Genomic DNA, 21,174 nt, shown 5'->3' on the forward strand with positions numbered 1-21,174 from the left:
GGGCTTGGAGGTGCTTATTCCTCGCCGCTGTCCTCATCCTCGCCGTTTTCGGCAATCCAGGCGACAGAGACCACTTCCTCTCCCTTGCCGGTGTTGAACACCCGCACACCGCCGGCAGAGCGCGAGCGGAACGAGATGCCGTCGACCGGCACCCGGATCGACTGGCCCTTGGAAGTCGCCAGCATGATCTGGTCGTCCATTTCCACGGGGAAGGACGCCACGATCTCACCGCCGCGCATGGCCTTGTCCATCGCGGTGACACCCATGCCGCCGCGGCCGCGCACCGGGTAGTCATGCGAGGACGACAGCTTGCCCGATCCGCCGGTGGTGATGGTCAGGATCAGGTTCTCGGCTGCCGACATCTCTGCATAGAGTTCGGTGGAGAAATTCGGATCCTCCGGTGCGTCCTCATCCGAAGCCTCGGCATCGTCGGTCAGTCCGGCCATCGCCCGGCGCATCTTGAGGTAGGCGGTGCGCTGCTCCGGTGTGTATTTGGAGTGGCGGATCACCGACATTGAGACGACATCGTCCTCGCCGGTCAGCCTGATGCCGCGGACACCGGTGGATTCGCGCGAGTTGAACACGCGCACGTCGGTGGAGCGGAAGCGGATGGCGCGGCCGGAGTTGGTGAACAGCATTACATCGTCATCTTCCGAGCAAATGCGCACGTTCACCAGTTTGACGGAGCCATCCTCTGGCAGTTTCATCGCGATCTTGCCGTTGCGGCGGACGTTGGTGAAGTCCGACAGGCGGTTTCGGCGCACGTCGCCGCCGGAGGTGGCAAAGACCACCTGCAGGTTTTCCCATTCTTCGTCCGGCACATCGACCGGCATGATGGCAGCGATGGAAACGCCTGTGGGGATCGGCAGGATATTGACGATCGCCTTGCCCTTACCGGTGCGCCCCGATTGCGGCAGGCGCCAGGTCTTCAGCTTGTAGACCATGCCGTCGGTGGTGAAGAACAGGAGCTGGGTGTGGGTGTTGGCCACAAACAGCGTGGTCACCACATCCTCTTCCTTGGTCTGCATTCCCGACAGACCCTTGCCGCCGCGCTTCTGGGCGCGGAAGTCGGCCAGCGGTGTGCGCTTGATGTAGCCGCCGGAGGTCACGGTCACCACCATGTCCTCGCGCTCGATCAGGTCCTCGTCCTCCATGTCGCCGGACCAGTCGACGATCTCGGTGCGGCGCGGCACGGCGAAGTTGTTACGGACTTCGCGCAGTTCATCGCTGATGATGCCCATGATGCGCTCGCGCGAGGACAGGATTTCCAGGTATTCCTTTATCTTGCGGGCCAGCTCTTCCAGCTCGTCGGTGACCTCCTTCACGCCGATCTGGGTCAGGCGCTGCAGGCGCAGCTCCAGGATGGCGCGGGCCTGGGTCTCCGACAGATTATAGGTCCCGTCGTCGTTAGCCGTGTGGGTCGGATCGTCAATCAGCGCGATGTATTCCAGGATCGGCTGGGCCGGCCAGCGGCGGGTCATCAGCTTTTCGCGCGCCTCTGCGGCGTCGGTGGACTGGCGGATGGTGGTGACGATTTCGTCGATATTGGTCACCGCAACCGCCAGGCCGCACAGGATGTGGCTGCGTTCCCGTGCCTTGCGCAGCAGATGCGCCGTGCGGCGGGCCACTACGTCTTCGCGGAAATCGATGAAGGAGGTCAGGAACCGGCGCAACGTCAGCTGTTCCGGCCGGCCGCCGTTCAGCGCCAGCATGTTGCAGCCGAAATAGGTCTGCATCGGGGTGAAGCGGAACAGCTGGTTCAGCACCACCTCGGGCGTGGCGTCGCGTTTCAGTTCAACCACCACGCGGACGCCGTTACGGTCGGATTCGTCCTGCACATGGGCCACGCCTTCGATCTTCTTCTCGCGGACCTGCTCGGCGATCTTCTCGATCATCGCGGCCTTGTTCACCTGATAGGGAATCTCGTCCACGACAATGGCATAGCGGTCCTTGCGGATCTCCTCGACGCGGGTTTTCGAGCGGATGATCACGCTGCCGCGGCCCTCGAGATAGGCCTTGCGGGCGCCGGAACGGCCCAGCATCACACCGCCGGTCGGGAAGTCGGGGCCGGGGATGTAGTCGATCAGCTGTTCACTGGTCAGGTCCGGGTCCTCGATCAGCGCCAGCGTTGCGTCGACCACTTCGCCCAGATTGTGCGGCGGGATGTTGGTGGCCATGCCGACCGCGATGCCGCCGGCGCCGTTGACCAGCATGTTCGGGAAGCGGGCCGGGAGCACGGTCGGCTCGCGGTCCTTGCCGTCGTAGTTGTCCTGAAAATCGACTGTTTCCTTGTCGATGTCCGACAGCAGGAAAGCAGCGGGCTTGTCCATGCGGACCTCGGTGTAACGCATGGCCGCCGGGTTATCGCCGTCCATCGAGCCGAAGTTGCCCTGGCCGTCCAGCAGCGGCAGCGACATCGAGAAGTCCTGCGCCATCCGAACCAGCGCGTCATAGATCGCGCTGTCGCCGTGCGGGTGGTATTTACCCATCACGTCGCCCACGGGGCGGGCCGACTTGCGGTAGGCCTTGTCGTGGGTGTTGCCGGATTCGTGCATCGCATAGAGAATGCGGCGGTGAACCGGTTTCAGACCGTCCCGCAGGTCCGGAATTGCACGGCTGACGATGACCGACATCGCATAGTCGAGATACGAATTGCGCATCTCGGCTTCGATGGAAACGGTCGGGCCGTCATAGGCCGGGCGTTCCGGCAGGTTTTCGTCCATGTTTTCAGGAGTTTCCGGCGTATCGCTCACGTTGGCTGCCCGCTCTTTCTTCTGGGTCTATATATTGTGTTCGCACCCTATCAGAGACCGTATATGGGGCGCAAGCACACAGCCCCCGAAAGCCGGAAACCAGTCGTTCACGCATCGGTAACGCACTGTTTTTGAGGAAATTAACCAATTGCAGCCTAGCATCAATCAGAGGCGGTAAGAATTGGAGGCTAGAGATGGAGACCAGCGAAACCGAGCTGATGCTCAAGGGATACGGGCTGACCACGGCAGAATTCACCTATCACATGCCGGATCATATCCATGTTCTGAACACCTTTGTCTGGCAGCAGTATGACCTTGCGCCGGATCACCCGCGGCTGTTTGAGTTCATCGAATTCTGGCAGCGCGAGATCGAGGGGCCGCTGCATTCTGTGCGGTTCAATCACCGCAAGATGATCGGCCCCGGCGAATGGCGCAATGTGGTCGGAGAGTTCCAGATCCACTGACCAGTTCCCATTGAGCGGGATCAGCGCCAGGCATAGACCGCGCAGCCGGTGGAGCCGCTGGTGGTGAAGCTGCGCCCGTCCGCAGCAAGGCGGCCGCGCCAGGTGACGGTGATACCAGGGAAAAAATCGGTACCGCTGATCTGCTGACCGTTCAGGTAGACCTCTGTGTTGGCATTCTGGCCCAGGGAGTCGCTGAGCCGCCCATGGTATTTATTGCCGCCTGCATGGGTGTAGTGGACGTTCCCAGTAACCTTGACCACCAGGGCACAGGTGGCCTTGAACTTCCAGGCGCCCGCCAATGAAACAGGGGCCGCCGCCGCTGAGCTTGCCGGGGCAGGGGCGGAGGCGCGTTTGGGCGCAGGTTTGCAGATTTCCCAGGACTTCTGGCGCAGTTCCTCCAGTGCGTGGGCGGTGCCCAGATCATCAGCGCCGAGGGTGCTGTCCGACGCTGCCAGATAGGCGGCAAAGGCGCTGCGGGTGCGGGGGCCGGTGATACCGTCCGGGCGGCCAGCCTGGCAGCCGATACCGTTCAGCGCTGCCTGCGTTTCCCGCATCACTGCCTTGGAATCCGGGATGACTGGAACGTCAGGCGGTTCCGGCAATTGTTCAGCGGCTGCTTCCGGCAAGGGCTGCGTGGGCTCCAAGCCTTGCCGCAGCTGCAGGGCGACCGTGTAGGTGTATTCGTTTTTGCGGCCCGTGTAGCGTTCCAGAAAGCTGTCGAGCGCCTGAGGTGTTCCGATGGAGCGGGCAATCTCAAAGTCTGTTTGCATCGTGCCTGCCGGCGCGGGCGCCGCTTCCACTGGCTGGGCGGCTTGCGTGAAATAGAACTCCCCCAACATTTCATCATAGTAGGCGGGCACCTGGCGATGCTGCACGGTCAGAGCCAGATCACGCACCTCGCGCCGCAGTCCGGCAACCAGCGTGCGCAGCTCCAGCCCCGGTTCGGACAGCAGCGGCAGCAGCGCGCGGGTGAAGACGGAGTTTTCTGCGGTATCCGCCTCGTTCAGCCGGTCCAGTGCCAGCTGGCCGGCCCCGGCGGAGAAGATCACGAAGGTGCCTTGCGGGGCCGCAATACGGCCCAAGCCACGGGTGGTGCCGATGCTGCGGCCCTCGACCAGCTCGAACGGGTTATTGCGGCAAGCGTCAATGACCACCACGGCGGAGCGGGCGCCGGTTTTGCGGACACGGTCCAGAAGATCCGACAAAGCGATGGATTCGGACTTCACAAAATCGCTGCCGCCCGCGCTGGGGGCGGCGATGTCGGTGGGCAGCAGGTAGTTCTCGCCATCGATTTCCACCCCGTGGCCGGCAAAGAAGACAAAGGCCGCATCGCCGGGTTCCAGCCGGGCGGTGAATTCGGAGATTTTCCGGTTCAGGCCGCGGCGGTCCTGATCAAGCGCTGTGGTGACGGTGAAGCCCAGCTCATTCAGTTTTGTTCCAATGGATTGCGCATCCGCGCGGGCCTTTGCCAGAACGGGGACGTCGGAATAGCTGTTGTTGCCAATGACCAGCGCCATCCGGTTCTGCGCGGCGGCGGAGAGGGGAAGGAGGCAAAGAAGCAGAGCAAGAAGCAAACGCATGACACAACACCCGGCGGACAATATGGAACCATGGTGCCATCCCGCCGCGTACAGGTCAAAGCGTCTAGTGATTTCAGGCCGAACAGCTGGCGCCGCCGAGGACGCAGAATTTTGCGCAATGGGGGTGGTTCAGCTGCACAGGGCGTTCGGCCTCGGCCAGGGTCGCGCCCATTTCGAACTCCGGCGCGTAAGGCAGCAGGGTGCAGGCCAGGACAGCCGGTGCATCCGCGCCCCTGCGCTTCACAACCATGCGGGAGGAGGCGCACATCACGCTGTCCGGCGACTTGTTCAGGATGCCCCAGCAAGCGCTTGTGATTTCTGGGACTTCGACGGTTTCGTCCATCTCCGGGAACAGGACGGTCTGGCCCGGGTTCTGCGCGTTGATGGCAAAGCCGTGCTGTTCGAACAGTGCGGCATAGCCCGCGCGGGCCTCGGCTTCGCTCTCGCCCCAGACGGTGCGGCCTGCCACGGCCATTGCAAAACCGTTGTCCCGCAGCCATTCCATGCCTTCGATGGTCCTGGCAAAGCTGCCCGCGCCGCGTTCCTTGTCATGCAGTTCGGCGCGGTGATGGTCGACCGAGATCCGCAGCGTCAGCTTGTCCCCGAAATCTTTGTGCAGGGCCAGCAAGCCCGCTTTGACGGTCTTGCGCATCATCGGGCGCATGGCGTTGGTCAGGATCAGAACCTCGAACCCCCGCTCCAGCGCGGCGCGGGCCATATGGATCATCTCTGGGTTCATGAAAGGCTCGCCGCCGGTAAAACCGATTTCCCGGACCGGCCAGTTGCGCGCCGCAATCTGGTTCAGGTAGTCCTTCACGTCACTTTCGCTCAGATAGATCAGCGCGTCATTGGTGGGGGAGCTGAGAATATAGCAATTGCTGCATTCGATGTTGCACAGGGTGCCGGTATTGAACCAAAGGGTTTCCGGATGGCTGAGCGGCACAGAGGCGCGCTTTTGACCGTCTGCCGTCACATAGGCGTCTTGGAACTTGCCTAGGTTGGCGGCAGATTTTTGCAGGTCTTTCATGCGGATGTCCTTTGGGGCAGTTCCTTTCGCGGCAAGCTACCTTATACTGGGCGGGAAATGAAAGCGGCCGGGCAGGCACATGACAGGGATGTGAGCGGCGGTGTGCTGCGCCTGCATTGGCGGAAACAGGAAGAGCAACATGGTTTCGCGTGTCATACCGGTCGATCCGTTTGACCTGGTGATTTTCGGCGGCACCGGCGATCTGGCGCAGCGCAAGATCCTGCCGGCGCTGTTCCGCCGTCATTGCGCCGGCCAGCTGTCCGGCGATGAGCGGATTATCGGTGCCGCGCGCACCAGCCTGACCAGCGAAGAATACCGGACGGTTGTGGCGGAAGCGCTGCGCGCCCATGCCGGGCCCAAGGCGTGCGGCGGCGGCGCGCTCGAGGCGTTTCTGCAGCGGGTGAGCTATGTGGCGCTGGATGCCCTGGGTGAGCAGGGCTGGCCGGAACTGAGCCGCCAGCTGCGCCCGGCTGAAGATGTGCCGGTCCGAGTGTTCTATTTTTCGGTCGGACCGGGCCTGTTCGGACCGCTGGCAGAGCGCCTGCACCGGCACGGGCTGGCCAATGCGGATACGCGGATCGTTGTGGAAAAACCCTTTGGCCGTGATCTGGAGACGGCCAGAGAGCTGAACCGGACGCTGGCGGGCCATTTTGAAGAAGGCCAGATTTACCGGATCGACCACTATCTGGGCAAGGAGACGGTGCAGAACCTGATGGCGGTCCGGTTCGGCAACATGCTGTTTGAGCCATTGTGGAACAGCCAGTATGTTGATCACATCCAGATCACCGTGGCGGAGACCGTCGGGGTGGAGGGGCGCGAGGAATACTACGAGCGCGCGGGCGCCATGCGCGACATGATGCAGAACCACCTGATGCAGCTCTTGTGCCTGATTGCGATGGAGCCGCCTGCGAAGTTCGACCCCGATGCGGTTCGGGATGAGAAGCTGAAGGTGATCCGGGCGATGGAGCCGGTGGAACCCCACCATATCGTGCGCGGCCAGTACCAGGCCAGCCTGGACCCGGAGGCGCCGCATCCGTCCTACCGCGGGCTGGTCGGCAACCCGCGCAGCACCACCGAGAGCTATGTGGCGCTGAAGGCGCATATCAGCAACTGGCGGTGGGCGGGCACACCATTCTATCTGCGTACCGGCAAGCGTCTGGTGAACCGGTCCTCTGTGATCAACGTGATGTTCAAGGACGCGCCGCATTCGATCTTCGGGGCTGAGGCCGGGCGGCATGCCAACCACCTGAAGATCCGTCTGCAGCCGAATGAGGGCATCACGCTCAGCGTGACCATCAAGGAGCCAGGGCAAGGCGGGATGCGGCTGATCGATGTGCCGCTGGACATGAGCTTTGCGGAGGCACTGGGGCCGGAGGGCGGCGATCCGCCGGATGCCTATGAACGGCTGATCATGGATGTTGTGCGCGGCAACCAGACGTTGTTTATGAGGGGCGACGAGGTCGAAGCCGCCTGGGCCTGGACCGATCCGGTAATTGAGGGCTGGAAATCCCGCGGCGATGTGCCTAAACCCTACGTTAGCGGTACCACAGGGCCGGAGGATGCCAATTTGCTGATGCGCCGCGACGGGCGGGAATGGAGGGGGATCAACCCATGAAATTCAACGAATACCCTGATCTGGACATGCTGGCGATCGAAGTTGCAAACCGTATCGCAGGTGATTTGAAGACCCACCTTTTGCACCATGACTCCGCGTCCTTTGCTGTGGCGGGCGGCACCACGCCGGGGCTGATCTTTGACGATCTTTGTGCTGCGGATATCGAATGGGACCGGGTGCACGTCATGGCGACGGATGAGCGCTGGGTGCCGCAGGAGCATGCCCGTTCCAACGCGGCAATGATCCGGAAGCGGCTGCTGCAGAACCGGGCTGCGAGCGCGCAGTTCCTTGCGTTCCATGTGCCGGAGCGGGAACCCGAGGATGTGCTGGCAGAACTTGAAAGCCAGATTGTGCCGGAACTGCCGCTGTCGGTGCTGCTCTTGGGTATGGGCGAGGATATGCACACGGCTTCGCTGTTTCCCGGCGCTGCAGGGATTGAGGCGGCGCTGGCCACGGACGCGCCGCCGCTGGCAGTGATGCGGCCGGACAGTCAGCCGGAGGCGCGGATCAGTCTTACGGCCAGGGTGCTGGATGAGGCCATTGCCAAGCATCTGGTGATCTTCGGCGATGCCAAGCGCAAGGCCCTGGAGCGGGCGATGTCGCTGCCGCCGGAAGACGCCCCCATTCAAGCTGTTCTGTCCGAGGCGTCAGTCCATTGGGCGCCTTGAATACTGGAAAGGTAGAAATGTTTACTGAATTGAAGGCGCTGCATTCCAAGCTTTGCAGCGAAGATATTGTTCATTTGTTTGATAAGGACCCGGGCCGCGCGCAAGCATTCAGCGTCAGCTTCGGGGATCTTCTGTTTGACTACTCCAAGACCTTGATCACCGGGGATGTGCGCAGCGCCCTGACGGGTTTGTGCGGGGATCGGGACGTGGCTGCCAGACGCGAGGCAATGTTCCGGGGCTGCAGAATCAACGAAACCGAGCAGCGCGCGGTTCTGCACACAGCCCTGCGCGATCCCGACGGACCGGAGCTGCTGGTTGACGGTGAAGATATCCGGGCGCCCCTGCGCCAGACGCTTGAGCGGATGGAGAAACTGGCCGCCGATGTCCGCTCTGGCGTGATGCGGGGGCCGGGCGGCATGTTTACCGACGTGGTCAACATCGGCATTGGCGGGTCTGACCTGGGGCCTGTGATGGCGACGCTTGCGCTGGCGCCTTACCATGACGGGCCGCGCTGCCATTTTGTTTCCAACGTGGATGGTGCGCATATTCACGACATCCTGCAACGGCTTGATCCGGCGACGACCCTGGTGATTGTCGCGTCCAAGACCTTCACCACCATTGAGACCATGACCAACGCGGCAACAGCGCGGCGCTGGGTTGAGGCCGGCGGCGGCGATCCGGCGCAGCAGTTCCTTGCGTTGTCGACCTCCGAGGAGGAAACGGCAGCCTTTGGCATTCCGCGCAAGCATGTGTTCGGGTTTGAGGATTGGGTTGGCGGGCGCTATTCGGTCTGGGGGCCGATCGGGCTGAGCCTGATGCTGGCTGTGGGACCGGAAGATTTCCGTGCCTTTCTGGCGGGCGGCAAGGCGATGGATGACCATTTCCGCAGCGCCCCGTGGGAGCAGAATATGCCGGTGATGCTGGCACTGACCGGCATCTGGCACAATCAGGTCTGCGGCTGCCCGACCCGGGCGGTGCTGCCTTATGACCAGCGGCTGCGGCGGCTGCCGGCCTATCTGCAGCAGCTGGAAATGGAATCAAACGGCAAGTCTGTGGCCATGGATGGCTCGGTGCTGCCGTATCCGTCCGGCCCGGTGGTTTGGGGCGAACCCGGAACCAACGGCCAGCATGCGTTCTATCAGCTGCTGCACCAGGGCACGTCGGTTATTCCTGCCGAGTTTCTGGTGGCAGCCCAAGGGCATGAGCCGGAACTGGCGCATCACCACAAGCTGCTGGTGGCCAATTGCCTGGCCCAGTCCGAGGCGCTGATGCTGGGCCGCAGCCTGGAGGAAGCCTGCGCGCTGATGCGGGCTAAGGGCTTTGAGGGTGCCGAGCTGGAACGCCAGGCGCGGCACCGGGTGTTCCCGGGCAACCGGCCCTCAACCACACTGGTCTATCCCAAGCTGACGCCGCACGTGCTGGGTCAGATCATTGCCCTTTATGAGCACCGGGTGTTTGTCGAGGGTGTGATCCTTGGCATCAATTCCTTTGACCAATGGGGCGTTGAACTAGGCAAGGAATTGGCCAACACGCTGGCGCCGCTGCTGGCCGGGGAGAAGACCGCAGACGGCAAAGACGGATCAACCTGCGCTTTGCTCGACTATATACGCAGCGCCAGCGGCTGATCCCGGTTTATGTGGCGGCGGGGCGGGAGCGCGCCCCGCGGCTATGATCAGGGCAGCGTGACGCTGCTGGTGATTGTGTTGACGAAGTGTCCGCTTGCCGGGTCCGTCAGTGACGAGAATGTGCCGCCGCCTTCCGCGCCGGCCCAAGGGCCTGTTCCGCCGCTCAGTTTCCAGCTGCCGGTCAGGGCGCCGGAGGCGTCCATGCCCTCGGCGTGCCAATGCAGCACGACCTTATCCCCGGCCTTGTCCGTGAAGGCGCATATGCCGCCGCCGGTCACTCCGGCTGGTGCGGCTTCAACTGCGCCGAAACAGGGGCCTGCGGCACCGTTCATCGGGTGATCAGCGTCCTCCATTTCAACATTCTCATAAGAACTGCTGGTCTGGATCACCATGTGGCCGTCGCCAATTTCGGTGGGGGAATTGCTTGCGGTGCCGGTACCAGTTCCGCCCTGTTCCCAGGTTGTGCCCGCACCTCCGGTTCCGGCGCTGAAGGCGCACAGGAGTGCGGCGGCAAAATAATGACGTGTCATACTAGTACCCTCCCAAACAAACAGCCCGGACCACGCGGGCCTGCGATACCAGTTTAGCACAAACAGCCGGCTGGTGCTTGACCAGCGCAGTCAAAGGGTTGCGCCGTTAGCGTGCTCGGCAAGTGTTTGAAAAATATGGAAGGCTGGAGCGGGTAGCGGGAATCGAACCCGCGCCTTAAGCTTGGGAAGCTCGCATGATACCATTTCACCATACCCGCTCGTGGGGGCAGGATTATGCTGCGGCGCCGGTAAGGTCAAGGGCGCCGCAGCGGAATTTTCAGCCGGACAGGATCAGCCGCGGCGGCGTCTGCGGCGGCCGCCGCCCGCGCCGTCGCCATCACCGCCACCGGTGTTGAAATTCACCTGCGGAAGGGTGACCACGGTTTCCAGGATCGGGAAGGGTTCCGCCGAGTTCGGGATCGCGGAGGCGTTCACGAAATGCTCCTGGAAGCGGGGCTCGACGGCGGTTTCGATCTTCTCGATCCGGCGCACGGTTTCCTCAATCTCGCCGCGCGCCTCGGTGTTCAAGAGCGCAATGCGGGCGCCGGTGCCTGCGGCGTTGCCGGCCGAAGTGACCTTCTCCAGCACACAGTCGGGGATCATGCCCAGCACCATCGCGTGTTTGGCGGAGATATGCGCGCCAAAGGCACCGGCCAGCACCACGCGGTCCACGGTGTCGACGCCGAACTTGTCCATCAGCAGGCGTGCACCGGAGTAGAGCGCGGCCTTGGCCATCTGGATGGCGCGGATGTCCGGGTTGGTGACGGTGATGGTCGGGCCGCCCTCGGCGGAGCCGTCCCACAGCATGTAGGCATTGGTGCGCCCGTCCTGGATGCAGCGGGAAGAGCCGGTCTGTTCAGCCGAACCGATCAGGCCGGAAGCGTCCAGCACGCCTGCAAGGCGCATTTCGGCAATCGCTTCGATGATGCCGGAGCCGCAGATGCCGGTGATGCCGGTGGTGGCGATGGCTTCGGCGAACCCGTCCTCGTCCGACCAGATTTCGGAACCAATCACCCGAAAGCGGGGCTCCTTGGTCTCCGGGTTGATTTCTACGCGTTCGATGGCGCCAGGCGCGGCGCGCTGGCCGCTGGAGATTTGTGCGCCTTCGAACGCCGGGCCGGTGGGGGAAGAGCAGGCGAGAACCTTTTCCTTGTTGCCCAGCAGGATCTCGGCGTTTGTGCCCACGTCGACAACCAGGACCAGGTCCTCGGATTTGTCGGGTGCCTCTGACAGGGCGACTGCGGCGGCATCGGCACCGACGTGCCCGGCGATACAGGGCAGCAGGTAGACGCGGGCGGCTGGATGGATGTTCAGCTCCAGCTCCACCGCGCGCAGTGCCAGCGCGTTGGAGGTTGCCAGCGCAAACGGCGCCTGGCCCAGCTCGAACGGATCAATGCCCAGGAACAGGTGGTGCATCACCGGGTTGCAGACAAACACCGCGTCCACAATCAGCGCCTTGTCGATTTCTGCCTCAGCCGCGATCTGGGTGAACAGCGCGTTCATGCCCTCACGCACCGCGCGGGTCATCTCCTGATCACCGCCCTTGTTCATCATCGAATAAGACACCCGGCTCATCAGGTCTTCGCCAAAGCGTATCTGCGGGTTCATGATGCCGGATGAGGCAACAACTTCACCGGTTTTCAGGTCACACAGGTGCGCGGCGATGGTGGTGGAGCCAAGGTCGACCGCGAGGCCGTAAACCGAGCCCTCATAGTAGCCGGGCCAGATGTGCATGATCTTGGGCGGGTGGTTTTCGTCGCCCAAGTGCACCGCGACGGTGACCTTCCAGCCGCCCTTGCGCAGGGCAGGCTGCAGCACATTCAGGATATGGAGGTCGGTCTTGACACCTTTGAGGTTCCATTGCTGGTCCAGCGCCTCGATCAGACGCTCCATGTCGCCGGTGGGCTTGTGCATGTCGGGCTCTTCCACCTCGACATAATACAGCCGGGTGGAGGGGTTCATGGCGATGTCGCGGGCCTCTGCGCGCTTGCGCACCACCTGGCGGTGGACCTGGCTTTCCGGCGGCACGTCGATGACGATGTCGCCCTGCACAGTGGCCTGGCAGCCGAGGCGGCGGCCGTCGATCAGGCCGCGCTTGTCCTTGTAGCGCTGCTCGACCTTGTTCCACTCGCTCAGCGCGTCTTCGGACACGGTCACGCCGTGCTTGGGGAATTCGCCGTAGGAAGGGGTGATCTGGCACTTGGAGCAAATCCCGCGGCCGCCGCAGACCGAGTCGAGATCGACGCCGAGCTGCCGCGCAGCGGTCAGGATCGGCGTGCCCGCGGGGAAACGCCCGCGCTTGCCGGAGGGGGTAAACACAACGAGGGGTTCGTCAGTCATGCCTGTGGCCTTCTCATTCCGCAATTTAGGCGGAGCATATGGGCTTTTGCGGCAAGCGAAAGGCGATGGGCGGCATTTTCCCGTCTGCTGACGCCATTTTTGACGAATTGATGAGTTTCAAATGCGTTTTCAGGGCGGGCTTCAGGTCAATCTTCCGTTTGCTCTTCAACTTCTTCAAGCCACGCCAGAATCTGTGCCCGATTGCCATCAAGCCGCGGGGCAGGGCGGCGGGTTGCCGGGTCCGGCAGGCCGCTCATCTTGATCGGATTGCCGGCAGACAGGTTTTCCGGGCGGCCGTCCTTGTCCAGAACGTCAACAACCATGTTGCGGGCCAGGATCTGCGGGTCGCGCAGCACCTGATCCACGGTCTGGATCGGACCGGTAGGAACGCCGGCCTCGCTCAGCACTGCAATCCAGTGATCCTTGGGCTGATCCAGAGTAATCGCTTCGATCAAGCGTTTCAGAAGGCGGGCGTTCTCGCAGCGCGCCGGGTTGGTGGCAAAGCGCGGGTCTGCGGCCAGCGGCAGCTGCAGGGCTTCGCAGAGCCGGGCAAACAGCGCGTCATTGCCTGCCGCGATCACGAACAGCCCGTCCGCAGCGTGGAAGGTCTCAAACGGGGTGATTGACGGATGCCGCGCACCGGAAGGCTGGGGCGCTTTGCCACTGACGGACGTGATGGCGATGGCGTGTTCCAAGAGGGCCAGCTGGCTGTCGAGCATGGCGACGTCGATGAACCGGCCCTGGCCCGTTTTCTGCACGTCCAGAAGCGCGGCGAGGATGCCGTGGCCGAGAAACATGCCCGCAACGATGTCCCCGATGGAGGCGCCGACCCGGACCGGCTCGCGGTTCTTCTCGCCAGTGATCGACATGACGCCGCCGCGCGCCTGAACCACCATGTCATAGGCCGGTTTCAGGGCGTCGGGGCCGGTGTGCCCGAAGCCCGAGACCGCGCCGTAGATCAGCCGCGGGAACCGGGCGTGCAGGTCGTCCCAGCCGTAGCCCAGCCGCTGCATCACGCCGGGACGGTAGTTTTCCAAAAGAACGTCTGCCTGGCCCAGAAGGCGTTCGAAGATTTCACGGTCCTGCGGCGCCTTCAGATCCAGCGCAATGCTTTGTTTGCCGTGGTTGATGGTGGCAAAATAAGCGCTGCTGCCGTTCTTGAAGGGCGGGAAGGCGCGGGTGTCGTCGCCTGCGCCGGGCCGTTCCACCTTGATCACCCTGGCGCCGAGGTCCGACAGGATCATCGAGCAATAGGGGCCTGCCAGAACATGGGTCAGGTCCAGAACGGTGATGTTTTCCAAGGGGGCGGACATGGCGAAATCCTGAATCATTTCTGCAGCTTTACTGATAGCCGGGGCAGCGCTGCGCGCTTTGACACAGATCAGCCTGCTGCCAAAGAATTGCTGCGGTGCAGGAATTCTTGGTGCCGGCCTCTTTCCACCCGCAAGCTTCTGTGCCATAGGGTCACCGCCAAACGGGGTTATGCATGAGGACGACCAATGCAGATTCGTGAGGCTCTCACCTTTGATGATGTTCTACTGGTGCCAGGCGCGTCGAGCGTTCTGCCCAATACCGCGGATACGCGCACACGGGTGACCCAGTCGATCGCCCTGAATATCCCGCTCTTGAGCTCGGCAATGGATACCGTGACCGAGGCGCGAATGGCGATTGCGATGGCGCAGGCCGGTGGCATGGGTGTGATCCACAAGAACCTGAACACTGAGGAGCAAGCACGCGAAGTGCGCCGGGTGAAGCGGTTCGTGTCCGGCATCGTTTACAACCCCATCACCCTGACCCCGGATCAGACCCTGGCGGATGCCCAGACGCTGCAGGAACGTTATCGCGTCACCGGCTTTCCGGTGGTTGATGGATCCGGCCGTGTGGTTGGCATCGTCACCAACCGCGACATGCGTTTTGCCACCGATGCCAGCACCCCGGTTTCGGTGATGATGACCTCGGACAATCTGGCGATGCTGCAGGAACCGGCCGATTTGGAAGAGGCCAAGTCGCTGATGAAGGCGCGCCGGATCGAAAAGCTGCTGGTGTCCGACAAGAACGGCAAGCTGACCGGCCTGCTGACCCTCAAGGATTCGGAACAGGCGGTTCTGAACCCAACCGCCTGCAAGGACGAACTGGGCCGCCTGCGCGTTGCGGCTGCCAGCTCCGTCGGTGACAGCGGCTATGAGCGTTCTGAAGCGCTGATTGATGCGGGTGTGGACGTTGTGGTGGTGGATACCGCACATGGCCATTCCGCAGGCGTGATCGACGCGGTGAAGCGCATCAAGGCGCAGTACAGCAGCATCCAGGTGATTGCCGGTAACGTGGCAACGGGAGAGGCGACCCGCGCGCTGATCGACGCAGGCGCCGATGCGGTCAAGGTTGGCATCGGCCCGGGCTCGATCTGCACCACCCGCATGGTGGCAGGCGTCGGCGTGCCGCAGCTGACCGCGATCATGGATTGCGCCGCAGCGGCGGGCGATGTGCCGGTCATCGCGGATGGCGGTATCAAGTTCTCTGGAGACTTTGCCAAGGCGATTGCAGCGGGTGCATCCTGCGCCATGGTCGGCTCGATGATCGCCGGCACCGATGAGTCCCCCGGTGAAGTGATCCTCTATCAGGGCCGCTCCTTCAAATCCTACCGAGGCATGGGGTCCATGGGCGCGATGGCGCGCGGTTCTGCCGACCGGTATTTCCAGAAGGACGCCGCCAGCGACAAGCTGGTGCCCGAAGGAATCGAAGGCCAGGTGCCGTACAAAGGCGGTGCCGGGGCCGTGATCCACCAGCTGGTGGGCGGGCTGCGTGCCGCTATGGGCTATACCGGCTGTGCAACCGTCGATGAGATGCGCAAGAACTGCAACTTTGTCCGCATCACCGGCGCCGGGCTGAAGGAAAGCCACGTCCATGACGTACAGATCACCCGCGAAGCGCCGAACTACCGGGTGGGCTGAGACCATGATGGCCGCTTGTGAAAAGAACGCGGAATACGGGGCAGGGGCATGACCCCCGCCGCCCGCCTGCAGGCGGCCATCGAAATCCTGGATCAGGTGCTGGCGGGGGAACCCGCCGAAAAGGCGCTGACTTCCTGGGGGCGGCGCAGCCGCTTTGCCGGGTCCAAGGACCGGGCAGCAGTGCGCGATCATGTGTTTGATGCGGTGCGCTGCCTGCGCTCGCATGCTGCCCTTGGCGGCAGCCGCAGCGGACGCGGGCTGATTCTGGGCGCATTGCGCGAGGCGGGACAGGACCCCGATGAGTTCTTCACCGGCCAGGGACATGCGCCCGCACCGCTGACCGATGCCGAGCGGGTGCAACCGCCTGCGCCCGTGGGGCCGGAAGCGCTGGATGTTCCTGCTTGGCTCTGGCCGGAGTTCAGCGCCAGCCTGGGAGATCAGGCTGAGGCTGCGGCACTGGCGCTGCGCAGGCGGGCGCCGGTGCATCTGCGGGTGAACACCGCACGCGGAACAGTTGAACAGGCAGTGAAGGCCTTGGCCGGCGAAGGTATCCAGACCGTGGCGCATCTTGCAGCGGCAACCGCTCTGGAAGTGACCGAAGGCGCGCGAAAACTGCGCAATGCCAAGCCCTATCAGAATGGCCTGGTGGAGTTGCAGGACGCAGCCAGTCAGGCGGTGACGGACCGTCTGCCGCTGAAGGATGGCATGAAGGTCCTGGACTATTGTGCCGGCGGCGGCGGCAAGTCTTTGGCCATGGCGGCCAGGGCCAGCCTCCAGAGTTTTGCACATGACGCCGACCCGCGGCGGATGAAGGACCTGCCAGAGCGTGCTGCGCGGGCGGGAGCAAGGGTTTCGCTGGTTTCAACCTCAGATCTGGACCGCTCCGGCCCGTTTGATCTGGTTCTGTGCGACGTGCCTTGTTCCGGTTCAGGCTCCTGGCGGCGGGCGCCGGAAGGTAAATGGCGTCTGACCGCCGAAGGGCTGGCGGATCTGCAACGCCTCCAGGGAGAAATCCTGCGCAAGGCGGCGGGGCTGGTGGCGCCGGACGGGGTGCTGGCCTATGCGACCTGTTCCATGCTTGATGGTGAAAACAGCGCGCAAGTTCAGAGGTTTATCGAGGAAAGTCCGGACTGGCAGCTGGAGGGTCAACACGGTTGGCAAGTGCAGGACGGCACCGATGGGTTCTATGTTGCCATGTTGACGCGTGCGAAACGCGGTTGTTAGGGTTTGGACCGTAGAACCTTTGTGTTTCTTAACGTGGTTTTAACCTAAACCGCCGCGTTATGGCGGCAAACTGCACTGACCATGGAGCCGCAATGTCCGGTCGCCTTGAATCCTCCGTCCCGGAACTGCGCGTTTACGCACCTGAACATGCCCGGCTGGCGGCAACCCTGCTGCTGGCGGTGATGCTGATGGCTGCACCTTGGATCCTTCCGCTGCCGCACTGGATGGGCCGCGGCCTGGTCATGGTGGGGCTGACGCTGGCGGCGGTTGCAGCGCTTCTGGTGGTGCAGGCGCGGATGCGGCTGAACGCGCGGGCGATGGCGGCGGAGCTGCTGACCGGCTTCATTGAAAAGGATGCGACCCCCAGCTTTGTCACCGACGGTGACGGAATGATCCACGCGTGCAATGGCGCTGCCGTTAAACGGTTTGAAGACGCGGGCCGCGAAACGCTGGCAGGCTCGCTGCGATCGATCCTCGCCAACCCTTCTGCAGTGCTCTACCGGCTGCAAAGCCGCGCCCGTGTCGATGGTGCGGCACGTGAGGATATCGTTACCCGCCGTGGCCATGTGCGTCTGGCGGTGCACCAGATGAGCGGCGGCAGTTTCCTGTGGCGGGTCGAGGATATCCTGGACCGGGGCGGCAATGGCCGTGGTGCCGATGCGCTGCCGGTGCCGATGATTACCGTGGGCCGCACGGGCGCGGTGCTGTTTATGAACGAGGCCGCACGCAGCCTGATCGGCGAACGGGTGAAGTCCACGGACCGGCTGTTTCCGGCGCTTCCGGTGCTGCCGGGGCAGATCAACACGCTCAGCACCAAGAGGGGGCCGGTGCAGGTGCTTGTGAGCGAGCAGAACCGCAGCCAGGGGCGCAGCGAACTGTTTCTGATGGAAGTGGATGAAAGCAGTTTTGAATCCGCCCAGGCAGGGTTCGAGGCGCTTCCGGTGCCCTTCCTCAAGGTGGCGCCGTCGGGTGAGATCCTGAGCAGCAACCGGATGGCGCTCCGGCTTCTTGGGGTCGACAGCTGCGCCAGTCTGAAACTGGGCCAGCTTATGGAAGGCCTTGGCCGCCCGATGTCGGATTGGCTGCGCGATACCGCGGACGGGCTGGCTCCGAATAAATCGGAATTCCTCCGTCTGTCGCGTTCTGACAAAGAGGTTTTTGTACAGGTCACGCTGACCCGCGTGGTGGAAGACGGGACGCCGCTGCTGATCGCCGTTCTGAATGACGCAACTGAGCTGAAGACGCTGGAGGCGCAATTCGTCCAAAGCCAGAAGATGCAGGCGATCGGCCAGCTGGCAGGCGGGGTTGCGCATGACTTCAACAACCTGCTGACGGCGATATCCGGCCATTGCGACCTGCTGCTGTTGCGCCATGACCAGGGCGATCAGGACTATGGCGATCTGATCCAGATCCATGAAAATGCTAACCGGGCGGCGTCGCTGGTGAGCCAGCTGCTGGCGTTCTCCCGCAAGCAGACCTTGCAGCCGGAAACTCTGGATGTTCGGGATACGCTGTCCGATCTGACCCACCTTCTGAACCGCCTGGTAGGAGAGAAGGTCACACTGACGCTTAGCCACGATCCGGTGATGAAATCGATCCGGGCCGACAAGCGGCAGCTGGAGCAGGTGCTGATGAACCTGGTGGTGAACGCCCGCGATGCGATGCCTCAGGGCGGTGAGATCCGGGTCGAGACCGAGGTCGTTTCGCTCGACAAGCCGCTGGAACGGAACCGGGCAACTGTACCCGCTGGTGACTGGGTGACGGTGAAAGTGTCAGACGAGGGTGTCGGGATTGCACCGGACAAGCTGCAAAAGGTGTTTGAGCCGTTCTATACCACCAAGCGCACGGGTGAGGGGACTGGCCTGGGCTTGTCCACGGCCTACGGTATCATCAAGCAGACCGGCGGCTATATCTTTGTCGATTCGGTGAAAGGCCATGGAACGCAGTTCACCCTGTTTTTTCCAGTCTACAAGCAGCAGGCTGAGCAGCTGGCCGCGGAAAAACCGGAAGCAGGCGCCGACAAGGCTGCCGCTGCTCAGCATGGTGAAGGTGTCGTTCTGCTGGTCGAAGACGAGGCGCCGGTGCGTGCTTTTGCGTCCCGCGCGCTCCGGATGCGCGGCTACACGGTGCTGGAGGCAGAATCGGCTGAGGATGCCCTGCGCACGCTGGAAGATCCCGGTCTGACGGTGGACGTGTTCGTGACAGACGTGGTGATGCCGGGCATGGACGGCCCCAGCTGGGTGCGCGAAGCGCTGAAGGAGCGGCCGGACACTCGCGTGGTTTTTGTTTCCGGCTATGCAGAGGGCGCCTTTGGCGAAGCAGAGCCGGATGTGCCGAACTCTGTCTTCCTGCCAAAACCTTTCTCTCTCAACCAGTTGACCGAGACGGTGCACGCGCAACTGCATTGAGGGGGTGAACCGCCGTTGCCGGCGGACCGTATCCGTCAGCGGGCCGTGATGCTGTTGTAGAGCTCGAACTCCGCCGCGCGTTTGCGCCGCAGGTGCGCTTCTGTCTCCTGGCTGAGCTCCGTGGCAGCCTGAGGGCTCACGTTTTTGCGCTCCAGACGGATTTCTGTGTCCAGGCGGGTTTCGAGAAACGTTGTCAGCGCTTCCTGATCCTCGTAGCGGAACAGATGGTTCACCCTGCAGCCATTGGGCTGCGTCTCCAGGAACTTTGCCTGACTGCCGACATTGGCAAAGGCTGGCGGTTTGCCCTTGCAATAGGCGTGCAGGAAGTCGTCGAAGCTGATCCCCTTGGTTGAATTCGGCTGACCGTCAAGTGCAGGCCGCTGACGGTACCGGTACCAGCTGCCGAGCCAGCTGACGGGTTCCCGTATCACTGCTGCAACCTCCAATTCCGCCCCGCAAACCTTTTCGAACATCGGCCGGATCCAGCGGTTGTAGCGGTAGAGCGGCGCGTGTTTCAGCTCCGGCGGATCGGAAATCACCAGATCGGCGCGGTCTCGCAGGGCCGCCTGAAACGCGGTGGTGCCGGTTTTGGGAACAGACAGAAGTGCCAGCCGTTCCTTAAAAAAAATCATCATTCCGTTAACTGCCCGGTAAATAATCTTGCTGCCGATTAACCATAAACCAATCTTTAACACCCCTGTCCCGAAGTGGGTACACCAGAAACTTGTTGCAATGTTCTCTTTTTGATCTCATATAGAACAAGAGGTGAACAAAGCAGTGATTGCCGCGCGCCCCGGTGTGTGACACATAGAAAAGGACAAGGGACTATGGCGGATCTTTTGACCATGAAAAATAAAGTAAGCGGTGACAAGCAAAAGGCGCTCGACAGCGCGCTTGCCCAGATTGAGCGGCAGTTCGGCAAAGGCTCGATCATGAAGCTCGGCGACGGCAATGCCATGCAGGAGATCGAGGCGAGCTCAACCGGCTCTCTGGGGCTTGACATTGCGCTGGGGATCGGCGGCCTGCCGATGGGCCGGATCATTGAAATCTACGGCCCGGAAAGCTCAGGCAAAACCACGCTAACCCTGCACTGCATTGCAGAACAGCAGAAGAAGGGCGGCGTCTGCGCCTTTGTCGACGCGGAACACGCGTTGGACCCCCAATATGCGGCCAAGCTGGGCGTTGATCTGGATGAGCTGCTGATCTCGCAGCCTGACACCGGTGAACAGGCGCTGGAAATCACCGATACGCTGGTGCGCTCCGGCGCGGTCAACATGGTGATCGTCGACTCGGTGGCAGCACTGACCCCGAAGTCGGAGCTTGAGGGCGACATGGGCGACAGCAGCGTCGGCGTGCAGGCCCGCCTGATGAGCCAGGCAATGCGCAAGCTGACCGGCTCCATCAGCCGTTCCAAGTGCATGGTGATCTTCATCAACCAGATCCGCATGAAGATCGGCGTGATGTTCGGCTCCCCCGAAACCACCACTGGCGGCAACGCGCTGAAATTCTATTCCTCTGTCCGGCTGGACATCCGCCGCATCGGCTCGATCAAGGACCGGGACGAGGTGGTCGGCAACGCAACCCGCGTCAAGGTGGTGAAGAACAAGGTGGCACCGCCCTTCAAGCAGGTGGAATTCGACATCATGTATGGCGAAGGCATCTCCAAGATGGGCGAACTGCTGGATCTGGGCGTGGCCGCCGGTGTCGTCAACAAGTCCGGCGCCTGGTTCTCTTACGGGGACGAGCGGATCGGGCAGGGGCGTGAGAACGCCAAGACTTTCCTGAGGGAAAACCCGGCCATCGCTTTCGACATCGAGGACAAGATCCGCGCATCGCATGGCCTGGAGTTCGAGCGCCCTGACGTGGGCGATGCAGATGACATACTTGAGGCTTAAGCGCCGGAAAATCTGATCAAATCCCGAAAGGGTGAGGGCGTAGCGCAGGCTGCGCCCTTTTTCGCAGGCGATGCCGCTTACCGCTGTGGACAGCGCC

Annotated in this window: 15 protein-coding genes and 1 tRNA gene; 8 read left to right on the top strand and 8 right to left on the bottom strand. The window is 62.7% G+C overall.

Annotation, left to right across the window (positions count from 1 at the left end; all coding sequences use genetic code 11):
* Positions 1 to 14: 14 nt before the first annotated feature.
* Positions 15 to 2,753 carry a DNA gyrase subunit A gene (gene gyrA, locus K3725_RS07980; RefSeq protein WP_260018254.1) on the bottom strand — a complete coding sequence of 913 codons (2,739 nt, stop codon included), beginning with the start codon at positions 2,751 to 2,753 and terminating at the stop codon, positions 15 to 17.
* 194 nt (positions 2,754 to 2,947) lie between these two features.
* Here gyrA and K3725_RS07985 point away from each other — a divergent pair, with 194 nt between their 5' ends.
* Positions 2,948 to 3,217, top strand: coding sequence for an usg protein (locus K3725_RS07985; RefSeq protein WP_065267285.1), 270 nt, complete (start codon positions 2,948 to 2,950; stop codon positions 3,215 to 3,217).
* 20 nt (positions 3,218 to 3,237) lie between these two features.
* On the opposite strand, the gene K3725_RS07990 is transcribed toward K3725_RS07985, so the two are convergent.
* Positions 3,238 to 4,797: a caspase family protein gene (locus K3725_RS07990; RefSeq protein WP_260018255.1), complete on the bottom strand. Its 1,560-nt coding sequence runs from the start codon at positions 4,795 to 4,797 to the stop codon at positions 3,238 to 3,240.
* 73 nt (positions 4,798 to 4,870) lie between these two features.
* Positions 4,871 to 5,824, bottom strand: a complete 954-nt coding sequence (locus K3725_RS07995; RefSeq protein ID WP_260018256.1) for a radical SAM protein — start codon at positions 5,822 to 5,824, stop codon at positions 4,871 to 4,873.
* A 139-nt stretch (positions 5,825 to 5,963) separates the two neighbouring features.
* Between K3725_RS07995 and zwf the strand changes: the two genes are divergently transcribed.
* Genes zwf through pgi form a run of 3 tightly spaced genes read left to right on the top strand, consistent with a single transcriptional unit; the run spans position 5,964 to position 9,732 of the window.
* Positions 5,964 to 7,439, top strand: a complete 1,476-nt coding sequence (zwf, locus tag K3725_RS08000; RefSeq protein ID WP_260018257.1) for a glucose-6-phosphate dehydrogenase — start codon at positions 5,964 to 5,966, stop codon at positions 7,437 to 7,439.
* Complete coding sequence (pgl, locus tag K3725_RS08005; RefSeq protein WP_260018258.1) at positions 7,436 to 8,107, top strand: 6-phosphogluconolactonase; 672 nt, start codon at positions 7,436 to 7,438, stop codon at positions 8,105 to 8,107. The genes zwf and pgl overlap by 4 nt, the downstream gene beginning before the upstream one ends.
* A 17-nt stretch (positions 8,108 to 8,124) precedes the next feature.
* A complete protein-coding gene (gene pgi, locus K3725_RS08010) occupies positions 8,125 to 9,732 on the top strand; it encodes a glucose-6-phosphate isomerase (protein WP_260018259.1) in 1,608 nt (535 codons plus the stop codon).
* A gap of 47 nt (positions 9,733 to 9,779) precedes the next feature.
* On the opposite strand, the gene K3725_RS08015 is transcribed toward pgi, so the two are convergent.
* The 4 genes from K3725_RS08015 to K3725_RS08030 form a co-directional block, all read right to left on the bottom strand.
* Positions 9,780 to 10,262, bottom strand: a complete 483-nt coding sequence (locus tag K3725_RS08015; RefSeq protein WP_260018260.1) for a hypothetical protein — start codon at positions 10,260 to 10,262, stop codon at positions 9,780 to 9,782.
* A gap of 144 nt (positions 10,263 to 10,406) precedes the next feature.
* Positions 10,407 to 10,480, bottom strand: a tRNA-Gly gene (locus K3725_RS08020).
* A 73-nt stretch (positions 10,481 to 10,553) separates the two neighbouring features.
* Entirely contained in the window at positions 10,554 to 12,602 is a 2,049-nt protein-coding gene (locus tag K3725_RS08025; RefSeq protein ID WP_260018261.1) for an ASKHA domain-containing protein, read from the bottom strand.
* Positions 12,603 to 12,748: 146 nt separating this feature from the next.
* Complete coding sequence (locus tag K3725_RS08030; RefSeq protein WP_260018262.1) at positions 12,749 to 13,915, bottom strand: CaiB/BaiF CoA-transferase family protein; 1,167 nt, start codon at positions 13,913 to 13,915, stop codon at positions 12,749 to 12,751.
* 186 nt (positions 13,916 to 14,101) lie between these two features.
* Between K3725_RS08030 and guaB the strand changes: the two genes are divergently transcribed.
* From guaB to K3725_RS08045, 3 genes are all read left to right on the top strand, one after another.
* Positions 14,102 to 15,550 (top strand): IMP dehydrogenase, encoded by a 1,449-nt coding sequence (guaB, locus tag K3725_RS08035; protein WP_260018263.1) that lies wholly within the window; start codon positions 14,102 to 14,104, stop codon positions 15,548 to 15,550.
* A 48-nt stretch (positions 15,551 to 15,598) separates the two neighbouring features.
* A complete protein-coding gene (locus K3725_RS08040; RefSeq protein WP_260018264.1) occupies positions 15,599 to 16,774 on the top strand; it encodes an RsmB/NOP family class I SAM-dependent RNA methyltransferase in 1,176 nt (391 codons plus the stop codon).
* Between the two features lie 92 nt (positions 16,775 to 16,866).
* Positions 16,867 to 19,182 (top strand): PAS domain-containing hybrid sensor histidine kinase/response regulator, encoded by a 2,316-nt coding sequence (locus tag K3725_RS08045; RefSeq protein WP_260018265.1) that lies wholly within the window; start codon positions 16,867 to 16,869, stop codon positions 19,180 to 19,182.
* Positions 19,183 to 19,217: 35 nt separating this feature from the next.
* On the opposite strand, the gene K3725_RS08050 is transcribed toward K3725_RS08045, so the two are convergent.
* Positions 19,218 to 19,817 (bottom strand): sulfotransferase family 2 domain-containing protein, encoded by a 600-nt coding sequence (locus tag K3725_RS08050; RefSeq protein WP_260018266.1) that lies wholly within the window; start codon positions 19,815 to 19,817, stop codon positions 19,218 to 19,220.
* A 192-nt stretch (positions 19,818 to 20,009) separates the two neighbouring features.
* On the opposite strand from K3725_RS08050, the gene recA reads away from it, so the two are divergent.
* Entirely contained in the window at positions 20,010 to 21,077 is a 1,068-nt protein-coding gene (gene recA, locus K3725_RS08055; protein WP_260018267.1) for a recombinase RecA, read from the top strand.
* Positions 21,078 to 21,174 lie beyond the last annotated feature (97 nt).

This window comes from Leisingera sp. S132, assembly GCF_025144465.1.
Taxonomy (GTDB): domain Bacteria; phylum Pseudomonadota; class Alphaproteobacteria; order Rhodobacterales; family Rhodobacteraceae; genus Leisingera.

Bases quoted from the DNA above. Each gene is read 5' to 3' on its own strand.
- K3725_RS07985 (WP_065267285.1), top strand. From the start codon at position 2,948: ATGGAGACCAGCGAAACCGAGCTGATGCTCAAGGGATACGGGCTGACC.
- K3725_RS07990 (WP_260018255.1), bottom strand. From the start codon at position 4,797: ATGCGTTTGCTTCTTGCTCTGCTTCTTTGCCTCCTTCCCCTCTCCGCC.
- K3725_RS07995 (WP_260018256.1), bottom strand. From the start codon at position 5,824: ATGAAAGACCTGCAAAAATCTGCCGCCAACCTAGGCAAGTTCCAAGAC.
- zwf (WP_260018257.1), top strand. From the start codon at position 5,964: ATGGTTTCGCGTGTCATACCGGTCGATCCGTTTGACCTGGTGATTTTC.
- pgl (WP_260018258.1), top strand. From the start codon at position 7,436: ATGAAATTCAACGAATACCCTGATCTGGACATGCTGGCGATCGAAGTT.
- pgi (WP_260018259.1), top strand. From the start codon at position 8,125: ATGTTTACTGAATTGAAGGCGCTGCATTCCAAGCTTTGCAGCGAAGAT.
- K3725_RS08015 (WP_260018260.1), bottom strand. From the start codon at position 10,262: ATGACACGTCATTATTTTGCCGCCGCACTCCTGTGCGCCTTCAGCGCC.
- K3725_RS08025 (WP_260018261.1), bottom strand. From the start codon at position 12,602: ATGACTGACGAACCCCTCGTTGTGTTTACCCCCTCCGGCAAGCGCGGG.
- K3725_RS08030 (WP_260018262.1), bottom strand. From the start codon at position 13,915: ATGTCCGCCCCCTTGGAAAACATCACCGTTCTGGACCTGACCCATGTT.
- guaB (WP_260018263.1), top strand. From the start codon at position 14,102: ATGCAGATTCGTGAGGCTCTCACCTTTGATGATGTTCTACTGGTGCCA.
- K3725_RS08040 (WP_260018264.1), top strand. From the start codon at position 15,599: ATGACCCCCGCCGCCCGCCTGCAGGCGGCCATCGAAATCCTGGATCAG.
- K3725_RS08045 (WP_260018265.1), top strand. From the start codon at position 16,867: ATGTCCGGTCGCCTTGAATCCTCCGTCCCGGAACTGCGCGTTTACGCA.
- K3725_RS08050 (WP_260018266.1), bottom strand. From the start codon at position 19,817: ATGATGATTTTTTTTAAGGAACGGCTGGCACTTCTGTCTGTTCCCAAA.
- recA (WP_260018267.1), top strand. From the start codon at position 20,010: ATGGCGGATCTTTTGACCATGAAAAATAAAGTAAGCGGTGACAAGCAA.